Here is a 19081-nt window from a genome sequence, read left to right on the forward strand (position 1 = left end):
AAGGCTCTTGCGCGCGGCGCGCCCCGGCGCCGCCTACGTGACGACGTTCCACAACCCCACCGGCACCGCGATCACGGAAGTCGACGCCGTGAGGCTCGCCGAGATGGCATCGGCCTGCGGCACCACCCTGATCGACGACAGGATCACGGGCGAACTCGCACTGACCGGACGCCCGTCGCGGCCACTTGCCTCGCTCGGGACGGGCGCGTCGGTGGTGACCATCGGGGGGCTGTCGAAGATCTTCTGGGGTGGCATGCGCATCGGCTGGCTGCACGCCAATGCCACGCTGGCGGCGCAACTGCGCCAGCGCAAGGCGGCGATGGACCTGGGCAGCCCGGCCTTCCTGCAGCGACTCGCTCGCGTCTTCCTCGAGGACCACTACGACGCCACGCTCGCGTGGCGCGTCGCGTCGATGCGCGAGTCGCTGGACGCGACCGTGGAGGCCCTCAAGGAGTTCGCGCCCGAGTGGGAGTTCCGCATGCCCGACGGTGGGCCTTGCCTGTGGGTCAAGGTGCCAGGAGCCAACGCCGACAGGTTTGCCGCCAGGGCGGCCGATGCCGGCGTGCCGGTGGCGCCAGGCTCGGCCTTCGAGGTGGTTCCCGGCGGCGGTGCGTCTCGGTTCAGGCTGCCGTTTTACCTGCCACCCGAGGAGATGCGGGTAGGGGTCAAGGTCCTGGCTGAACAGGCCCCGTGAGGCTGCGCCCCCGAGGGTGAGGCTGATGACTCGGTCTCGGGAGTGACGGCGCCTTAGCCCGCCGCCGTGAGACGCACAGAGTTGACCCGCGCCGCAGGCTCGAGCGCGCCGTGCGCCGTGATGACCTCGTCCGCTCCCAGCGAGGTGGCGAAGGTCTCTAGCCAAGCGCGGGTCTGCGCGCCCGTGCCGACGGCCGTGATGCGCATCATGTCCGCGAGCCTGTGCACCCTGCTCCGACGCGAGGAAGGCGTCGATCTCGGCATCCGAGTACGACGGCGCGGACACGCCTCGCTGAATCATCATGCGCACGCGCGAGCGCCTGGCGGCGACGAACTGCTCGTGCGCCTCCTCGCTGGAGGCGGCGGCGAACACGTTGGCGCCCACGATGACGTACGGCTCGGCGAGCCTGCTCGGACGGCTGGAAGCCCGCCCGGTAGGCGGCGACGGCCTGCTCGAGCGCTGCGGGGGCAAAGTGCGAGGCAAAGGCGTACGGCAGCCCCAACTGCGCGGCGAGCCTGCGCACCGAAGAGTGACGACCCCAGGATGTACAGGGGAACGTGGGTGCCCTTGCCGGGGGTGGCCTCCACGCCGTGGACGCGTGACTCGTCGCCAAGGTACGCCTGGAGCTCAAGGACGTCCTGGGGGAAGGCATCGGACGCCGTGGGGTCGCGGCGCAGTGCGGCGAAGACCGCGCGGTCGCCGCCGGGGGCGCGTCCCAGCCCCAGGTCGATGCGGCCGGGGTGCAACGTCGCGAGGGTGCCGAACTGCTCGGCAATGGTCAGCGGCGAGTGGTTGGGAAGCATGACCCCGCCTGCGCCCAGGCGGATGGACGCGGTGTGCGCCGCCACGTGCGCGATGAGCACCGAGGTGGCAGACGAGGCGATGCGTGCCATGTTGTGATGTTCGGCGTACCAGACCCGCGTGTAACCCGATTCCTCCGCCGCCCTCGCCAGGTCCACGGAGTGGGCGAGCGCCTGGGCAGGCGTCTCATCGGCGGCGATCGGTGCGAGGTCAAGGACAGACAGGATGGTCATGCGTCTCCAAGGTTGAGGGGCCTGAGACACAACGCTCGCGGGCCGCGCTCTATGCCCCTCGCTGGGTCACTGCCGTGCGCGCTCCTGGCGGCGCGGCTCGATGACGCGCGAGTACAGCACGTGGATGCCTGCGGCGAGGACGAAGGCACCGGCGAACAGGCCGAGCGCCATGAGTGGGCTCTCCATCAGCGTGGGGTTGATCGCCATCACCGCGGCGAGCACCAGCATGGTGACGCCCGCGAACAGGCGAGCAGTTCGCCGTGCTTGTCCTGCATCTTGGTGGCCTTCATGGTGGCGACAGCGATGCCAAAGATGATGAACTCGTCGAGGAGGAACGGCACCATGTACGCGATGAAGAGCAGGCCCGTCTCCGCCAGCCCCACATCGTTGGCGTGCAGCATGCCGGTCCACAGCACCGGGAAGCCCGCGGTACACGGGGTCTCCAGGAGCGAGACGCCGATGGCGAGCACGATGGTCGCCCCGAGCGCCGGAATGAGTGCCTTCTTGCCGGCCGCGGCGCGCATCTTCGAGTAGATGCCCGGTTTGTCCTCCTTGCGGATGGTGAAGGACACCCCCTTGCCGAGCGCGAAGTAGTCCTTGATCGACACCACGCCGAACACGCCCGCGACGAGCGCGACCACCGCCTGGATCCAGCCCAGCATGCCCACCACGGCCAGCGCGGAGTAGAAGGCCGCCATGTACAGGGCGTACATGATGGCGGTGACCGCGAGGAAGACCGAGCCGATGGCGATGACCCGCCTGCGCGAGTTGGTGCGCAACACGATGGTCAGCAGCACCGACAGCACCCACAGGGAGCACGGGTTGATGCCGTCCACGAAGCCGATGACGATGGTCGACATCAGCAGGGAGTCGGCAGAGACCGTGACCTCGCCGAACAACGGCACGTCGACCACGGTTTCGGGAGCATCGCCCGAGCACACCTCGCCGTCCTCGGCGCACGTGCCAGCACCCTCGGTGCCAAAGATCCCGGGCGCGGGGTCCTCACCGCGTTCCACCAGGGAGATCGCGCCCGCCATGTCCTGCTCGATGGCGTCGGTCCAGCCGATCCACACGCGCTCGCCGATGATGGTCGTGGGAACCGATCCCGCGGTAAAGCCCAGGCGCTCAGCCTCAACCTCGAACAGGCTCGCGGTTGGCTTCGTCGTTCCACACCTCGTACTGCGCGATCTCGAGGTCCGGATAGTCGCTCTCGACGGTCTCGAGCCAGGCCCGTTCCTTCTCGCAGTTGGGGCAGCCGTCGCCCCAGAACAGCACCAGGTCGGCATCGGGGTCGATGCCATCGGTCACGGCCGATGCCGCGGCGCCTGTGGAGGCGGGTTCGACCTCCGCGGTGAGAGCGGCGGAGGAGCCGGAGGCGTTCGCGGAGCCGTCGACCGAGAGCCACGCGGAGATCGCGTTGCCTGCGCTGGCAAGCAGCAGCACCAGGGCCAGCAGGGTTCCCGCGAGGCCCGCAAGCACGCGCTGGCTCCTGGAGGCGGGTGCGTGCATCGGTGCTCCTCGAGTGGTCGCGACGCGCACAGCCATGCCCTGCGCGGAGGTTGCCGCCAGGCTACGAAACGTCACAGGCCCGGGCTCGGGCCGATGGTCCTGGAAAGCAGGCCATCGACCCGAGCCCGGGCCTGAGGAGGGTGGTTACGCGCGGCCGTGCTTGACCATCCACGCTTCGATCGCGTCGGGATCGCGAGGGAGCGCCGCCGAGAGGTTCTCGACTCCGGTCGCGGTCACCAGGACGTCATCCTCGATGCGGATGCCGATGCCGCGCAGGCTCGGCGGGCACCGCGAGGTCGTCCGCCTTGAAGTAGAGGCCCGGTTCGATGGTGAACACCATGCCGGGCTCCAGGGGGCCGTCCATGTAGGTGTCGCGCTTCGCGGCGGCACAGTCGTGCACGTCGAGGCCAAGGTGATGCGAGGTCGAGTGCACCATCCAACGGCGGAACAACTTGGACTCCTCCGCCTCGGCCTCGGGCACGATGCCCCACTCGGTGAGGCGTGCCTCGATGACGTCCATCGCGGCCTCGTGCACGTCGCGCAGCGTGGCGCCGGGGCGCGCGACCGCGAAGGCAGCGTCGGCGGCCTCGAGGACCACGTCGTAGACCTTGCGCTGGGCAGGCGAGAACTCGCCGTTGATGGGCATGGTGCGAGTGACATCGGCCGTGTAAAGCGACTCGACCTCGACGCCTGCGTCCAGCAGCAGGAGGTCGCCCGAGCGGACCTGGCCGTGGTTGGTGATCCAGTGCAGGGTGGTGGCGTGCTCGCCCGCAGCGGCAATCGTCTCGTACCCGACGGCGTTGCCCTCCTCGCGGGCGTGGCCGTCGAAGGTGGCCTCGATGACGCGCTCGCCGCGTTTGTGGGCCACCGCACGGGGCAGCTCGCCCACCACGCGCTCGAAGCCCGCGATGGTGGCGTCCACGGCGTCACGCAGGCTGCTGGACCTCCCACTCGTCCTTGACGAGGCGCATCTGGTGAAGCGCCGCGCGCACCTTCTTCTTGGGGTGCTTGGCGAGGTCGATGCCCCCGGGCAGGTCGGCCAGCGGCGCGGTCGGGATGCCGGTCAGCGCCGCGAACTCCGCGAGGCCGGGGCGACGGCCAATCCAGAACTCGCCGGTGCGCGGGTCCGTGTAGAAGCCGTCGTCGTCCTTGCCTGCCGGCGGCTCCAGGTAGAGGGTCGCTTCGTGACCATCGGCGGTGGGCTCCATCACGAGCACGGCGCCGGGCTCACGGTCCGTCCCAAGGCCCGTGAGATACGCGAAGTCGCGGTCGGGGGAGAAGCGGTAGTCGGTGTCGTTGGAGCGCACCTTGAGGTCTCCCGCCGGCGCGACGATGCGCTTGCCGGGGAACTGGGCGGACAGGCGCGCGCGACGCTCGGCCGCGAAGGGTGCGGAGGCCGATGCCGTGGTCTCGAGGTCATCTGGCTCGGCCCACTGGGAACCAATCCACGTCTTGAACTCGTCGTTGTCGGGGCGCAGGGCGCGCGCCTTGTTGGTCTTCTCGGTGGTCTCGTCGCTCACCTGCCTATGGTCGCACGGTGCCACGGAGGTGATGCGCGGCGCTCGTCCCGTGTGGCGGCATCGTCCCTGATGCAAGGACACGTGACGAGCCTCATCTTTGTTGTCGGCGTGCCGATAAAGGATGACGCAGGTTCACGGTTTGCTGCCACCCTTCGAGAAAGAGTCTCCCGTGCTCGCACGCGTTCTTCCCGCCGCCGCCGCGTCGCTCGCGGCGGTGGTGCTCGTCGCCGCCCCCGCTGGCGCCGATGCCTACCGCGACTTCCTCACCGAGGCGCAGGCGCCCACGGCCGCCGCCCGGGACGCCCAGGCCGCCGCGTACCGAGCGTACGTCGACCGCGACTTCGCGGCGATCGCCGGCCTCGACGTCACGGTCGCCGCATCCGCCGACGCCGTCGAGGGCCTTCGGGACGAGGCGCAGGACGTGCTCGACGCGGCCGAGTCGCGTGTCGCAGCAGCGCAGCGTCAGGTGGAGGAGGCGCGGGACGTGGTCGACGCGTATGCCGCCCAGGTGGCCGTGGTCGACCAGGCGCAGCGCACGGTCGATGCCGCACAGGCCGATCTCGACGCGAAGGTCCCGGCAACCGCGGCCGCGTTGGCGACGCTTCAGGGCACGTCGCAGACCCTGCCGACCCAGGAGTTCTGCACTCCGGGAGCCCCCGTCCCCGACCCCATCACCGGTGAGTCCGTGCCGGGGCCTCAGAATTGCACCTGGACGGGAGGCGGGCCAAACCCCGCCTATGCCACGGCGCAGACGATCTACACGAACGCTCAGGCCGCCGAGTCCATCGCGCGCACCGCGCTGACGAACGCGCAGACGAATCGCGACAACCAGCAGGGCGTCCTCGACGGCATGGACGACGGCATCGTCCGCCTCGCCGGCGCCGAGGAATCGCTTGGCTACCAGCAGTCCAGCCGTGACGACGCCGCCGACCAGGTCGACGGTCTCGACTCGCTCCTGTCCGAGTTCGGGCTCATCGCGTCCACCCTCGTGGGCATCGAGGACGCCGCCGACGAGGTCGTGGCGTTCGAGCACCGGGAACTGGACCGGTTCGGCCGGCGCGTCGGTCGTCAAGGCGGGCGACAAGGTGAAGCGGACCTACACCGTGGTCAACGCGTCCGCGTACGACCTCGCTGGCGCGGTGGTCACCGCGACGCCGGCAGGCGCCACCACCGCATCGTGTGACATCGTCAACGGCGCTGTCGCCGCCGGCGCGACCGTGACCTGCCAGGTCACGTACGTCGTCACCGCCGAGGACATCGACAATGGCTCGTTCGACGTCGGTCTGACGCTGTCAGGCACGCTGCCCGTCGGTCCGGCGAGCAGGCTCCGCCCGCGCCATGCCCAGCACCGAGGTGTCGGTCACGCGCACGTTCTCCGTCGCAGTCGCGGCGCCCGTCGCTGACGACGAGCCGGCCGGCAACGATGACGAGCAGGTCGCCAACGAGACGCCCGCCGAGTCCGAGTCGTCCGCTCCTGCGGACACCACCGAGACGGCCGTCGAGTCCGAGTCGTCCGCCCAGACGGACACCACCACCGATGCCGCGGTGTTGTCGGACACCGGCGCGGATTCCGCACCGCTTGCCGCGACGGCGGTGCTCCTCGTGCTCGTGGGCGCCGCCCTCGTGCTGCGTCGCCGCGCCGAGGCGTAATCACCCCATCGTCCACGAAGGCCGGGCTCCCGCGGGGTCCGGCCTTCGGCGTGCCTAGGCTGGGAACATGCGCATCGACCTCCACACGCACTCGACCGTCTCTGACGGCACCGGCTCACCCGCCCAGGTGATGCGTGAGGCCGCCGATGCGGGCCTCGATGTGGTCGCGCTGACCGACCACGACAGCATCAGGGGCTGGGACGAGGCGACTGCGGCGGCGCACGATGCCGGGGTGCGATTCGTCCCCGGCATCGAGGTCTCGTGCCGTCATCGCGGCACCTCGATTCACCTGCTCGCCTACTGGCACGATCGCACCGACGCCGACGTGCGGGACATGCTGGCGCTGACCCGAGAGGCGCGTGTGCACCGGGCGCAGGCGATCGTGGGGGTGCTGGCCGACGACTTCCCCCTCACCTGGGATGCCGTCGCGGAGAGGGCCGCGGGCGGCACGGTGGGACGGCCGCATATCGCCGATGCGCTCGTCGACCTGGGTGTGGTGCCTACACGCGATGCCGCATTCGACCGCATCCTGGCGCCGGGTTCGCGCTACTACGTGCCGCATTTCGCCCCGGAGGTCACCGCGGCCGTCGCGACGATGAGGCGAGCCTGGCGGCGTGACGGTCTTCGCACACCCGGCCGCGAGCGCTCGCGGCAAGGTGGTCCCCGACCGCGTCATCAAGAGCATGGCCGATGCGGGCCTGGTCGGCATCGAGATCGATCACCGAGACCACGATGCTGCGGCGAGGGACCGGCTGGTCGCGGTCGCCGATGCGTGGGGGCTGGTGCGCACCGGTGCCAGCGACTATCACGGCACAGGCAAGGCTCAATCGGCTCGGGGAGCACCTCACGAGCCCGGAGGCGTTCGCCGCGCTCGAGGCGGCGCGGGGGCGGTAGCGAGCACCGGCATCGGCGCACCGCATGTCACTACGCCTGCTTGCGCATCTTGACCGTAGTGATGTCGTAGCCGACCGAGGTATAGAGGCGTCGTGCGGCGTCGTTGTGCCCGAAGACGCTCAGCCCCAACGTTCGTGCGCCGTTGTCGCGGGCGTGGTCTTCGGCGAGCAGCATGGCCGCTCGTCCATAGCCCTTTCCGCGATGCTCGGGCTCGACGAGGACATCCCACACCCACCATGAGGAGGGGTCCCCGGAGTTGTCGCGGCCGATCCAGAGGTACCCGACAGTTTCGCCATCGTCCACGAGGTCGAACGCCGCGTGGTCCGCCGTGTCGGCGCCTCCGGGGAAGGCTTGTTCGAGGGCATCTCTGGCACTGCCTCGGCGGAGGCCCGGTCTTGCCCGGCCGCGATGAGATCCGCTGTGTAGGCGGCGTGGCAGCGCTCTTGCCATGCGGGAAAACTGTCCATGCCCATGGGGGCCAGGGAGATTGTCATGGCCCCAGTGTCGCAGCCACCCTTGTCACGGTGTCCGAAACGTCCCTATGATTGCTCTCGCCGAATGTTAACGTCAACATTCGACGCCCGACCACCGCCGCAATGACGCGGCCACCGCCAACGGAAAGACGACGATGTCTCGACGAGCGATCACCAGCGCGACCCTCATTGCCGCGCTTCTCGGCACCACCATGGTGGCGATTCCCACCGCCGCGCACGCGGCCGAGCAGGTCACGATCACGCCCAACCCCGCATACGCCGGCGACGAGTTCGAGGGCTGGGGCACCAGCCTCGTGTGGTTCGCGAACGCCACAGGCGGCTACCCGGCGGATGTCCGCCAAGACCTCTTCGACAAGGTGTTTGGTGACGACGGCCTTAATCTCAACATCGCCCGATACAACATCGGCGGCGGCAACGCGACGGACGTTCCGTCGTACCTGCGCCCCGGGGGCGCCGTGGAGGGGTGGTGGAACCCGGACCTCGAGGCCGAGGATGACGAGGGCACGGTGACCGCGACGTACGCCGATCGCGACCGCTACGCGGCAGTGTGGGACGGCGACGACCCTGCCTCGTACAACCTCGACGCCGACGCGACGCAGCGCTGGTGGCTCGATGCGCTCGCGGGCACCATCACGACGTGGGAGGCATTCTCGAACTCCCCGCCCTACTTCCTCACCGAGAGTGGCTTCGTCTCCGGTGGCATCAACAACGGCTCCTCTGAGCAGGCTCGCGGCCGAAGACATGGACGCGTTCGCCGACTACCTCGTGACCGTTGTGGAGGAGCCTCGAGAGCGCACACGGCATCGATTTCGATTCTTTGGAGCCGTTCAACGAGCCCAACACCAACTACTGGTCCACGCGGCTCGGTGCCGACGGCTGGCCCACCACGGCGAGCCGACAGGAGGGCGCCCACATCGGCCCCGCGGCCCAGGACGCCATGATTCAGGCGCTCGCGTCTCGTCTTGCGGAGCCGGGTACGGCGACGGACGTGCCGATTGCCGCCATGGACGAGACCAACCCCAGCACCTTTGTCACGAACTGGAATGGGTGGAGCGGTCAGTCGCGCGATGCCGTGGCGCGCCTCAACGTCCACACCTATGGCACGGGCGACCGGATGGTGGCCCGTGACGTGGCAAAGTCTAGCGACAAGCCACTATGGATGAGCGAGGTGGGCGGCGACTGGGATGGCACCGGATTCAACCTCACCAACATCGACAACGGGCTGGGCCTTGCCACGCGGATCGTGGATGACCTGCGTGAGCTCGAGCCTTCCGCATGGGTCTTCTGGCAGCCCGTCGAGGACCTGTACAACATGGAGAAGGTCGAGAACCTCAACTGGGGAAGCGTCTTCATCGACTTTGACTGCAATGCCGATGGCGACTCGGAGCGGCGTCTTGCCGATGGCGACGCGGACCCCTCATGTGGCGTCTCGACCAACGCGACCTACAACACCGCACGGAACTTTACGCACTACATCGAGCCGGGCGACCGCCTGATTCCCACGAATGACGGCCAGACCACCGCGGCCGTCGCCGCGGAAGGTGACGGTGCCGCGATCGTTCACGTCAACGACGGCGACGAGGAACGCGCTGTGACGCTCGACCTGTCGCTGTTCGGCAACATCGAGGCCGGTGCCACGGTGACTCCCATCGTCACCACCGAGTCGCCCGCCTCCGACACCACAGCGAACGCCCTGGTCAGCGGCGCCGCCGTCGCAGTGGATCCCTCCACCGGTTCCGCGACCCTGACCGTCCCGGCCAAGTCCGTGACTACCTTCGTGGTGAACGGCGTCTCGGGGGTTGCCGCCGAGGCGCCCGCGTTCCGCGACGGCGACAGCGTGCAGCTTCAAGGCATCCAGAGCGGGAAGCCGCTCACGGTGGACGGCGACGCCGTCGTGATCGACTCGGTCGACACCAGCACAGCGGGCGTCGCCGCGCAGTCGTGGACCGTTCACGGCGTCTCGGGTGAGGGCTCGCAACGCCAGCACGTGGCGCTCGAATCGGGCGATAGTACCTTCCTCGCGCTCGATGGCACGTCGGTGGTGATGGCTGATGCGACGCTCGCCGAGGCGCTCGCCGACGAGTCCCTTCAGTGGATTCCGACGACCACGGACGGCTCGACCTTCGCGCTCGTGTCGGCCGCGGACGCGCGGGTGCTTGACGTCAACGGGCAGTCGAGCGCCGATGGTGCAGGAGTGGGCTCGTGGACGTCGAACGGCGGAGGCAATCAGCGGTGGAGCCTCGAGGCGGTCCCCGAGGTCGAGGACCCCGGCACGGACCCTGAGCCTGAGCCAAGCGACGGGGTCCCCTCCACCGACGACCCGCCCATCTACAGCCGATTCGAGCCGCTCGCGGATCCGGGCGCGAGCGCCGCGAACTACTTCCAGCCGTACTGGTTTGATTCGGACGGCCGGCACATTCAGGCGCATGGCGGGCAGATCGTCAGCGTCACCGCAGAGCAGGCTGGGCGTCGACTCGGAGGACGTCGTCGCCGCCGAGGAGGGCGGTGAGAGCGTCTACTACTGGTACGGCGAGGACCGTAGCAACGGCTACTGGGGTAGCCCCGGCGTTGCCGTGTACCGCTCGACGGACCTCATGAACTGGACCAACAAGGGCACCGCGATGCGCGCGGTCGCCTCGGACTCCGAACTCACGGAGCCCTACTTCGACGCCCTCTACGACACCGTGGGCGACGACGGCAGCGTGGACCAGGCACGGGTCGACGAGGTGGGTTACTACCTCAACACCACCCAGGCCGACGACCAGACCGCGATCTTCGAGCGTCCCAAGGTGCTCTACAACGAGCGGGACGACACGTGGGTCATGTGGTGGCACGCCGACGGGCGGATGACGCCAGGGGGAGCACCTACGCCCGCTCGCTTGCCGCGGTCGCGGTGGCCGACAGCCCCACCGGGCCGTTCCGCATGACGGGCGCCTACCGCATGTACAACCGCGAGAACTATCAGGCCTGCACCGCCTCTGCGGTGCCGGGTCAGGCGCGCGACATGACCGTGTTCCAGGACGATGGCGGGACCGCGTACCTCGTGTACTCGTCCGAGGAGAACAACTCTCTGTACATCGCGAAGGCTCAATGACTCGTACACGAACGTCGAGCGCACCACGACAGAGGACGCGGTGGGCATCCAGTACTCCGAGGACGGTACCTACCCGTATCTGTTTGCCGACGGCAGCGCAGATGCTCCCGTGCGCGGCGTCGACTTCCAGATCGTCAAGGAATGCGGCCACCTGGAGGCGCCTGCGCTCTTCACCGAGGGCGGGAAGTACTACGTGATCGCCTCCGGCGCGACCGGCTGGGCCCCGAACCCGCAGACCTACCATTCGGCCGACGAGATCCTCGGCACGTGGATCCGCGGTGTCGAGGCGGACGACGCCTACGAGAACGTCTCCTACAACTCCATCCCGGAGGGCGGCGACGGGCTCCTGTCGGTCGGGGACACGCGACGCACGACGTTCGGTTCGCAGTCGACCAACGTCGTGACGCTTGCCCCAGGCAAGCACGTCTACATGGGCGACCGCTGGAACGCTGGCGCGTCGGACTCTACGTACGTGTGGCTGCCCATCACCATCGGCGAGGGTGGGCGTCTCGAGATGCGAAACCCCGCGGTCGAGGACCCCGAACGCTGGGGTGACGGCTGGGACGAGAGTTACTGGGACGACAAGGGTGCTGGCGAGGGCGTCTGGACAGTGGCAGACGACAGCCTGCCCGAGACAGTGAGGCGAGGCGCGGACCCCGCGGAGGTCCTGCCCGACGCGGTCGAGGTCACCACGGATGGCGTCGCGTCCACCGTAGGCGTGACCTGGGAGGACGCCGACCTGTCGAGGCTGGGGGTCGTGACCCTGACGGGCACGCTTGACGCAGACGGTTCCTTCGGGGCCGGCCGCGCCTTCACCCGCGAGGTGCGGGTATGGGACTACGGCATGGTGAACCTCGCCGGTGCGTCGACGGTGACGGTGTCGAGCCGCACATCGCTCGCCGCGACGCTCACCGACGGTGATACCGCCGCCAAGGGGTGGGACGACTGGACCGGATCCGGCTACCCGCTTGCCTCGACCCTGGCGTTCGCCTGGGCCTCGCCTCAGCGGGCCGATGAGGTAGTCGTGCACACCTATGCCGACGGTGGCGCGACGTGGCCATCCCGCATCGCCGTGGAGTACCGCGACGCTGCAGGCGCCTGGGCGGCATCGGATGTCGCGGTGGATGTCTCTCAGGAGCCTGGGCGACGGTGCACCGGTGGTGACGCTCGACACCTCCGGTCTGCCCACGACGAGCGGCCTGCGCCTGAGACTCACCACCGAGACGAACACCTGGCAGTCGATCGCCGAGGTGCAGATCTGGGGCACGCCGGGTGCGACCGATCTGTGCCGTGCGAGCGGCGCGACCGTGACCGGCTCGTTCCACCAGACGGAGTACGAGACGCTACCTGCCGCAAACGCCTGCGACGCCTCGACTTCGACGGCGTGGTCCACGTGGACCTCGGGGACCAAGCGCGACACCGCGGTCCTGACGGTGACAACGCCGCTCACCTACGACGTCGACGGCGCCACCTTTACCAACGCGGAGGGCGTCATCCGGTCTGTCGCCGTCGAGTACCGCACCCCGGCGGGGGAGTGGGCGCCCGTGAGCAACCCGGCTGTGGCGCTGGGCGCTAATGGCACGGTCAGCACCGTGAGCCTTCGATGGGGTGGGGGCGAGCGGGCTGCGTCTGACCTTCTCGACGCCAGGCTCGTACGTGAAGATCACGAATGTCACGATTCCCGGCGACGGGCCGGTGAGCCTGTGCCAGGGAGGCGAGGTGAGCGCGAGTTTCCACCAGACGGAGTACTCGACGCTGCCCGCGACGCTCGCGTGCGACGGCTCAGCATCAACCGCGTGGTCGACGTGGACGCAGCAGGGCTGGCGCGACGCGGTCGACTTCACCATCCAGGCGGCGACTGCACTGCGCCTGGATGAGGTGTCGTTCACGGCGAGCGAGGGCGAGATTGACTCCGTCAGCGTCGTCTACCAAGGCACGGACGGCGCCTGGCACGGCACCACCGCACAGGACGCCGCGGTGTCGCCTGCGGGCTCTGCCAGCGTGGTGGCGTTCGACCCCGTCGTCGCGATCGGCCTGCGGATCACGTTCGCGACCCCGGGCTCCTACCTCAAGATCCCCGAGGCTCGTCGCCGCGGGTACCGTCGTGGCCGCACCGGACGGTATCGCCGTCGAGGGCCCGGCGAGCGTCGTGGCCGCCGAGTCGATCCCGCTGTCGGCAACGGCTACGCCCGCGGGAGCCGATGCGACGGTCACCTGGGCCACATCCGACGCCTCGATCGCGACGGTGAGCGCGTCCGGCGTGGTGTTGGGCGTCGCGCCGGGAGTGGTCACGATCACGGCGACCTCGGGAGCCGATGCGGCGCTCGCCGACGCTGTCGTGGTGACGGTCCTGCCGTTCGCGTGGGACCCTTCCGCCACCTATGTGAAGGGCGACCAGGTGACATTTGAGGGCGCGGTCTACACGGCCCAGTGGTGGACCAGGGGCGAGGTCCCTGGTTCCGTCGCGGCGGGTGCGTGGGCGCGAGTCGGAGCCCTCGAGACGTGCACGGCGGGCGACGTGACGCAGTGGACGGCGAGCGCGGTGTACGTCGCGGGTGACCGCGTCGTCTACGACGGACGCGTCTATGAGGCCGCCTGGTGGACCCGTGGCACCGTGCCGGGTGGTGCGAGCGGCCCATGGCAGGACCGTGGCGCGTGTGTCGACAGTGGTGAGTCCACGGTCGAGACGTGGGCGTCAAGCACGGTGTACGTCGCGGGTGATCAGGTCGCCTTCGATGGTCACCTCTGGCAGGCGCGGTGGTGGACCCGAGGCACCGAGCCCGGCGGCCAGTGGGGTCCGTGGCAGGACCTGGGGGCACTGCCCGCCGCCTCGTAAACTCACCCGAGCGGTCTCGGTTCCGCGTGGAGCCGAGACCGCTTGCGCGGAACTCGACGACGGCATCGGCCTCTTCCCCTCCGGAGATACGCCGAGGGGCGGTACCGTCCTTCGACGATGCCGCCCCTCGGTCTACTGAGGTCTAGCCCTCCTGGGCGGGCGCTGCCTGGCTCGCGCCGCCCTGGCCGCCGGAACGGCGACGACGACGGTTGCGGTTGCGGCGGGGTGCGCCGTCGCCCTCAGTGGTGGCGCCGCCCTCGGAGCGAGGCGCCTTGGGCTCGTGGCTTGCTGCCGATGCCTCACCTGAGCCGCCCGAGCGGCTGCGGTTGCGGTTGCCGCCCGAACGGCCGCCGGAGCGGTCTCCGCCCTGGCCACCGCGACCACCACGGCCACCCTCGCGGTTGCCGTCACGGCCGCCACGGCTTCCGCCGGACGGCTTCTTGCCGGTCTCGCCGAGGTCCTCGAGCGTCTCGCCCTCGAGTCCCTCGAGCGTGCGCTTGTCGCGCGGCAGGCGGCCCTTGGTGCCCTCGGGGATCTCGAGGTCGGTGTAGAGGTGCGCGGACGACGAGTAGGTCTCGACGGGCTCGGGGAAACCGAGGTCGAGCGCCTTGTTGATGAGGCTCCAGCGCGGCACGTCGTCCCAGTCGACGAACGTCACGGCGGTGCCGGTCTTGCCCGCGCGGCCCGTGCGGCCGATGCGGTGCAGGTACGTCTTCTCGTCCTCGGGGCACTGGTAGTTGACCACGTGGGTCACGTCCTCGACGTCGATGCCTCGCGCCGCGACATCGGTGGCGACGAGCACGTCGATCTTGGAGTGGCGGAACGCGCGCAGAGCCTGTTCGCGAGCACCCTGACCCAGGTCGCCGTGAATGGCGCCCGCCGCGAAGCCGCGGTCGCGCAGGCTCGTCAGAGACCTTGGCTGCGGTGCGCTTGGTGCGTGCGAACACCACCGTGCGGCCGCGGCCGTTGGCCTGCAGGATGCGGGCGAGGACCTCGATCTTGTCGAGCGCGTGGGCACGGTAGACGACCTGCTTGATGGCCTTGACGGTGGCGCCGTCATCGTCGGGGTCCGCCGCGCGGATGTGGGTGGGCTGCGTCATGTAGCGCCGAGCCAGCGCCACGACGGCGCCGGGCATGGTGGCCGAGAACAGCATGGTGTGACGCGACGCGGGGGTCGCGGCGAGCAGCCTCTCGACGTCGGGGAGGAAGCCGAGGTCGAGCATCTCGTCGGCCTCGTCGAGGACGACGGTGCGCACGAACCGCAGGTCGAGGTGACCCTGGTTGAGCAGGTCGATCATGCGGCCGGGGGTGCCGACCACGACCTCGGCACCCTTGACGAGTGCCTCGATCTGGGGCTCGTAGGCACGGCCGCCGTAGATCTGAACGATGCGGGTCGAGCGGTTCTTGGAAGCCGTCTCCAGGTCGCCCGCGACCTGCACGGCAAGCTCACGCGTGGGGGCGACCACGAGGGCCTGCGGCTTTCCGGGCTCGGCGAGGCTCATCGAAGCCGTCCTCGCCGGGGGAGACGGTGCGGTGCAGCAGCGGCACGCCGAAGCCGAGCGTCTTGCCGGTTCCGGTCTTGGCCTGGCCGATGATGTCGTGCCCCGAGAGCGCGACAGGCAGAGTCATGGCCTGGATGGGGAACGGCGCGACGATGCCGGCGGACGCGAGAGCCTCCACGATGGCGGGGTTGACGTTGAAATCGCCGAAAGTCTGATCGGGCGTATGCACGCTGGCATGCGTGTCTGTCATGTGGTCCTCTTTGGATGTGCGTGCGCGAGGGGTCGCGCGGGATCGGCGGGCAGCCGATCGCGAACCATCCAACGCATACGGCCTTCGCTGTCTGCAGCGGCGCCGCGCTTCACATGACGACCGGTCAGCCCCGGGTCGTGGACCATTCTACGCGTAGGACGCGCGAGCAGGCCATGGTCGTGCGTGAAGCCGCCTGAGACGTCACGCTTCCGAGTCGAACGGCGAGGGGCGGGGGTCGAGCGCCTGGAGCGCGATGGCCTCGATGGCAAAGGCGCTGGATGCGGCGAGTTCTACCTGCGTGGGATCCAGCAGCCACTGGACCTGAAGCCCGTCCATGACGGCGAGGATGGACGCCGCGGCGCGCTCGACCTGCACGGGGTCCTCGAGGCCGCGCTCGGCGCACATGGCGCGGAAGGCGTTCACTACCTCGCCGCGGAGGACGCGGTAGCGGTCCTCGAAGTACTCGCGGCCGGGGTTGGCGTCGGTGACGGATTCCGCGGACAAGACGGCATACGCCTGGACGATGCCGGGGCGGTCCTGGTTGGCAAAGGCGGTGCGGATGAGGTGGCGGAAGAGTTCGGTGCCGTCGGGAATGTGCTGACCCTCGATGCCCTCGACGTCCGACTCGTCGCGGTAGCGCAGCACCTCGACAAGGAGGCGGTCCTTCGAGCCGAAGTGGTGCAGGATCCCGGCGTGGGTCATCCCCACTTGCTCCGCGATCTCCGCGAGGGGGCCGTTGTTGTAGCCCTTCGCGCCGAAGATCTCCAGTGCCGCGGCGAGGATCTCTCGACGCCGCGCGGCCGTCTCGGGACGCGGGGGAGTTGTCGTCTGGTGGTCGCCATCGTGATCCTCGTTGCGGTGGTCGTCGCGGCCGGCGCGGGTGCGTCGAGCGGTCAGGCCGAGTCTAGGGCGGTGTCTCGCGGGCCGTTCCCGCGGTGTCATGAGGTCACGAAACGGTATCGATGCCCGCCTCGTGCTTGTTACTTACTGACAGCATTGTAAGTTAGTCGCAACGAGGCCGCCAGGCCCTGATCCCCGACGACGAGGAGCCTTGCCGTGACGACGACGTCCGAGCCGACGAGCATGACGCTCAAGGGTTGCCGCGACCGTGCCGAGCAACTTCCGCTCGAGCGCAAGGTCGAGCCTGCTGACCGGTGCCACCATGTGGCGGCTCATCGCGTTGCCCGAGATCGGCATGCGGTCCATCTCGTTCTCCGACGGCCCCGTGGGAGTGCGCGGACTCGGAGAGACCGAGGGCGAGACGTCCATCCTGATGCCCACCCCGTCAGGCATCGCTGCCGCATGGGATCTCGACCTCGCGACCGCTGTCGGCGAGGCCTTCGCGCAGGAGGCGCGGGAGCACGGCGTGGACGTGGTGCTCGCCCCTCAGGTCAACATTCAGCGCACACCCGTCGGCGGCCGTCACTTCGAGTGCTTCTCCGAGGACCCCGCGCTGACATCGGCCATCGGCGCTGCGCTCGTGCAGGGCATCCAGAGCCAGGGCGTCGCCGCCTGCATGAAGCACTATGTAGCGAACGACTCCGAAACCGAGCGGACCTCGATGGTCTCCCGCGTCGACGCCCAGACGCTTCGCGAGGTTTACCTCGCCCCGTTCGCAGCCGCGATCGACGCCGGCGTCTGGTCCCTGATGGCCGCCTACAACGGCGTCGATGACGGTGTCGAGACGTCCCCGATGACCGAGCACCGCCGCCTCAACGTCGACCTCCTCAAGGGCGATCTCGGCTTCGACGGGGTCCTGGTCTCCGACTGGGAGGCGACCCGTCGCACGGTGCTGGCGGCTACGGGCGGGCTCGACCTCGTCATGCCGGGCCCCGGTGGACCGTGGGCCGAAGGCCTCCTCTCCGCTGTCCGCGACGGCGCGGTTTCGGTTGCAGAGATCGACGACAAGGTGGCGCGGGTGCTGCTGCTCGCCCACCGCGTGGGCGCCTTCGCGCCCGCGCCGCACCCCACCGTGCAGCGCGACCTGCCGGCGCTTGCCCGCGCCGCGGCCGCCGCGGGCACCGTGGTCCTTCGTGCACCCGAGACCGACGCGCCGTGGGACCGCCCCGCGCCCTCGACGATCGCGCTGATCGGCGCCAACGCCGAACGCCCCCACGTCCTGGGAGGCGGTTCATCGACCGTGCACCCCGAGCATGTGGTGACGCCGCTCGAGGGCCTCGCCGCGCGCTGGCCCCACGCCACCATCGTCTCCGAGCGCGGAGGCGACCCTCGTGTGTTCGCCCCGCGGCTCGATGTCGCCGCGCGGACCGCCGATGGCCTCACCGCCCGGTGGCTCGATGCCCAGGGCTCCACGGTCCGCGAGGACCGGATCACCGACCACGACGGTTGGGTCCGCGACATCCCCGACACCGCGGTCGAGGTGGTCCTCACTGCCGACGTGGCGGTGGAGGAGCCCGGCGTCCATGTCCTGTCCGTCGGCACGGTGGGGATCCACGAGACGCGCATCGACGGCGTCCTTGCCTCCACTGGCACCCGACGCGTCGGCGTGGACTGCGTGCTCGACTCGTCGGTGAACACCCCCGATGGGGTGCCCGTCGAGGTGGAGATCGTGGCCGCGCGGACCGCGCGCATCGAGAGCCGCCACCAGGTCATCGACGCCGCGGGCTACGGCCGCATGGTGCGCGCCGAGATTCGCCACGCCCTTCCCCGGCGCACGGACGAGCAGGAAATCGCCGATGCGGTGGCCGCCGCTCGCGCGGCCGACCTCGCCGTGGTGGTCGTCGGCACCAACGAGGAGTGCGAATCCGAGGGCTGGGACCGCGAGACGCTCGCACTGCCCGGACGCCAGGACGAGCCTCGTCACCCGAGTGCTCGCCGAGGTCCCCAACGCCGTCATCGTCGTCAACGCAGGTGCACCGGTTCTCCTGCCGTGGCTTGAGCAGGCCACGACCGTGCTCTGGGCGTGGTTCCCCGGCCAGGAGGCGGGACACGCGCTCGCCGACATCCTCGCGGGCGTCGTTGAGCCCGCGGGGCGACTGCCGTGGACACTGCCCGCTCGGACGGACGATGTCCCCGTTCCCCACGCGGTGCCCATCGACGGCGTCGTCGAGTACCGCGAGGGCGTCCACGTCGGTTACCGCGCGTGGGAACGCTCGGGTGCCACACCTGCCGCGCCCTTTGGCCACGGCCTCGGCTGGACCCGCTGGGAGTACACGCTCGGCGAGGCACGAGTCACCGACGCGGGCGTCGAGGTCGATGTCGTCGTCCGTAACACCGGCGCCCGTGCGGGGCGCGAGGTCGTTCAGGTCTACGTCGAGGCGCCCGCAAGCGACCACGACCGCCCCGTCCGATGGCTCGGTGGCCACGCCGCCGCGACCGTGGCACCGGGCGACGAGGCGAGCGTGACGGTGCGGATCCCGCGCCGCGTGCTCGAGACATGGGATGTGCGGCAGGACGCATGGGTCCTGCCGGAGGGCGAGTATCGCCTGCACACGGGGCGGTCGGTGCGAGACATTCGAGGGGTGGTCTGCGTACCCCTCGGTGCCACGCCCTGATCCGTTCTCAGAGGTTCAGCCAGCACGGCTCACCGACGGTGAGTCACCACACCACGGCTCCGGCGCCGCCGGGCCGCTCTTCAAGGAGG

At 69.7% G+C, this 19081-nt stretch carries 18 protein-coding genes and 5 pseudogenes; 15 read left to right on the forward strand and 8 right to left on the reverse strand.

What is annotated here, in order from left to right:
• The first annotated feature begins 7 nt into the window (after positions 1-7).
• Positions 8-694, forward strand: coding sequence for an aminotransferase class I/II-fold pyridoxal phosphate-dependent enzyme (locus tag QQK48_RS11640; RefSeq protein ID WP_284328554.1), 687 nt, complete (start codon positions 8-10; stop codon positions 692-694).
• A 53-nt stretch (positions 695-747) separates the two neighbouring features.
• Here the strand turns inward: QQK48_RS11640 and QQK48_RS11645 are convergent.
• The 5 genes and pseudogenes from QQK48_RS11645 to QQK48_RS11665 all read right to left on the reverse strand — a co-directional run bounded on the left by QQK48_RS11645 (position 748) and on the right by QQK48_RS11665 (position 4757).
• Positions 748-1728 (reverse strand): annotated as a pseudogene (locus QQK48_RS11645) (LLM class flavin-dependent oxidoreductase).
• Positions 1729-1794: 66 nt separating this feature from the next.
• A complete protein-coding gene (locus tag QQK48_RS11650) occupies positions 1795-1956 on the reverse strand; it encodes a hypothetical protein (RefSeq protein ID WP_284328555.1) in 162 nt (53 codons plus the stop codon).
• Positions 1935-2801: a hypothetical protein gene (locus QQK48_RS11655; RefSeq protein WP_284328556.1), complete on the reverse strand. Its 867-nt coding sequence runs from the start codon at positions 2799-2801 to the stop codon at positions 1935-1937. The genes QQK48_RS11650 and QQK48_RS11655 overlap by 22 nt, the downstream gene beginning before the upstream one ends.
• Positions 2802-2859: 58 nt before the next feature.
• On the reverse strand, positions 2860-3237 hold the full coding sequence (locus tag QQK48_RS11660) for a thioredoxin domain-containing protein (RefSeq protein WP_284328557.1): 378 nt from the start codon (positions 3235-3237) through the stop codon (positions 2860-2862).
• Between the two features lie 144 nt (positions 3238-3381).
• Positions 3382-4757 (reverse strand): annotated as a pseudogene (locus QQK48_RS11665) (aminopeptidase P family protein).
• Between the two features lie 169 nt (positions 4758-4926).
• Here QQK48_RS11665 and QQK48_RS11670 point away from each other — a divergent pair.
• The 4 genes and pseudogenes from QQK48_RS11670 to QQK48_RS11680 all read left to right on the forward strand — a co-directional run bounded on the left by QQK48_RS11670 (position 4927) and on the right by QQK48_RS11680 (position 7301).
• A complete protein-coding gene (locus QQK48_RS11670) occupies positions 4927-5940 on the forward strand; it encodes a hypothetical protein (protein WP_284328558.1) in 1014 nt (337 codons plus the stop codon).
• Entirely contained in the window at positions 5861-6160 is a 300-nt protein-coding gene (locus QQK48_RS21875; protein ID WP_431308339.1) for a DUF7507 domain-containing protein, read from the forward strand. Before QQK48_RS11670 ends, QQK48_RS21875 begins: the two co-directional genes overlap by 80 nt.
• Positions 6096-6407, forward strand: coding sequence for a hypothetical protein (locus QQK48_RS11675; protein WP_284328559.1), 312 nt, complete (start codon positions 6096-6098; stop codon positions 6405-6407). The genes QQK48_RS21875 and QQK48_RS11675 overlap by 65 nt, the downstream gene beginning before the upstream one ends.
• 67 nt (positions 6408-6474) lie before the next feature.
• Positions 6475-7301, forward strand: a pseudogene (locus QQK48_RS11680) (PHP domain-containing protein).
• A gap of 30 nt (positions 7302-7331) precedes the next feature.
• Here QQK48_RS11680 and QQK48_RS11685 read toward each other — a convergent pair.
• Positions 7332-7751, reverse strand: coding sequence for a GNAT family N-acetyltransferase (locus tag QQK48_RS11685; protein WP_284328560.1), 420 nt, complete (start codon positions 7749-7751; stop codon positions 7332-7334).
• A gap of 178 nt (positions 7752-7929) precedes the next feature.
• Between QQK48_RS11685 and QQK48_RS11690 the strand changes: the two genes are divergently transcribed.
• The 8 genes and pseudogenes from QQK48_RS11690 (at position 7930) to QQK48_RS11720 (ending at position 13725) form a co-directional block, all read left to right on the forward strand.
• The gene (locus QQK48_RS11690; protein ID WP_284328561.1) at positions 7930-8736 is read left to right on the forward strand and encodes a glycoside hydrolase; all 807 of its coding nucleotides are present in this window, start codon (positions 7930-7932) and stop codon (positions 8734-8736) included.
• Between the two features lie 1103 nt (positions 8737-9839).
• Positions 9840-10304, forward strand: a complete 465-nt coding sequence (locus tag QQK48_RS19995) for an RICIN domain-containing protein (protein WP_348523789.1) — start codon at positions 9840-9842, stop codon at positions 10302-10304.
• A complete protein-coding gene (locus tag QQK48_RS11700) occupies positions 10222-10722 on the forward strand; it encodes a glycoside hydrolase family protein (protein ID WP_284328562.1) in 501 nt (166 codons plus the stop codon). The genes QQK48_RS19995 and QQK48_RS11700 overlap by 83 nt, the downstream gene beginning before the upstream one ends.
• Positions 10719-10889 (forward strand): hypothetical protein, encoded by a 171-nt coding sequence (locus QQK48_RS11705; RefSeq protein WP_284328563.1) that lies wholly within the window; start codon positions 10719-10721, stop codon positions 10887-10889. The genes QQK48_RS11700 and QQK48_RS11705 overlap by 4 nt, the downstream gene beginning before the upstream one ends.
• A gap of 40 nt (positions 10890-10929) precedes the next feature.
• A complete protein-coding gene (locus QQK48_RS11710; protein ID WP_284328565.1) occupies positions 10930-12465 on the forward strand; it encodes an Ig-like domain-containing protein in 1536 nt (511 codons plus the stop codon).
• Entirely contained in the window at positions 12434-12766 is a 333-nt protein-coding gene (locus tag QQK48_RS21880; protein WP_431308340.1) for a hypothetical protein, read from the forward strand. The genes QQK48_RS11710 and QQK48_RS21880 overlap by 32 nt, the downstream gene beginning before the upstream one ends.
• Positions 12763-13143: pseudogene (locus QQK48_RS21885) on the forward strand (Ig-like domain-containing protein); the annotation flags it as partial. The gene QQK48_RS21880 and the pseudogene QQK48_RS21885, both read left to right, overlap by 4 nt.
• A gap of 144 nt (positions 13144-13287) precedes the next feature.
• Positions 13288-13725 (forward strand): carbohydrate-binding protein, encoded by a 438-nt coding sequence (locus tag QQK48_RS11720; RefSeq protein ID WP_284328567.1) that lies wholly within the window; start codon positions 13288-13290, stop codon positions 13723-13725.
• A 142-nt stretch (positions 13726-13867) separates the two neighbouring features.
• Here QQK48_RS11720 and QQK48_RS11725 read toward each other — a convergent pair.
• Positions 13868-15477: pseudogene (locus QQK48_RS11725) on the reverse strand (DEAD/DEAH box helicase).
• A 201-nt stretch (positions 15478-15678) separates the two neighbouring features.
• Positions 15679-16419 (reverse strand): TetR/AcrR family transcriptional regulator, encoded by a 741-nt coding sequence (locus tag QQK48_RS11730; protein WP_284328568.1) that lies wholly within the window; start codon positions 16417-16419, stop codon positions 15679-15681.
• Positions 16420-16585: 166 nt separating this feature from the next.
• Here QQK48_RS11730 and QQK48_RS11735 point away from each other — a divergent pair, with 166 nt between their 5' ends.
• Together QQK48_RS11735 and QQK48_RS11740 are read left to right on the forward strand one after the other, a co-directional pair.
• Positions 16586-18376 carry a glycoside hydrolase family 3 protein gene (locus QQK48_RS11735; protein ID WP_284328569.1) on the forward strand — a complete coding sequence of 597 codons (1791 nt, stop codon included), beginning with the start codon at positions 16586-16588 and terminating at the stop codon, positions 18374-18376.
• Positions 18306-18992: a glycoside hydrolase family 3 C-terminal domain-containing protein gene (locus tag QQK48_RS11740; protein WP_284328570.1), complete on the forward strand. Its 687-nt coding sequence runs from the start codon at positions 18306-18308 to the stop codon at positions 18990-18992. Before QQK48_RS11735 ends, QQK48_RS11740 begins: the two co-directional genes overlap by 71 nt.
• The last annotated feature ends 89 nt before the right edge of the window (positions 18993-19081 follow it).

The organism is Demequina litorisediminis (assembly GCF_030161615.1).
GTDB lineage: Bacteria > Actinomycetota > Actinomycetes > Actinomycetales > Demequinaceae > Demequina > Demequina litorisediminis.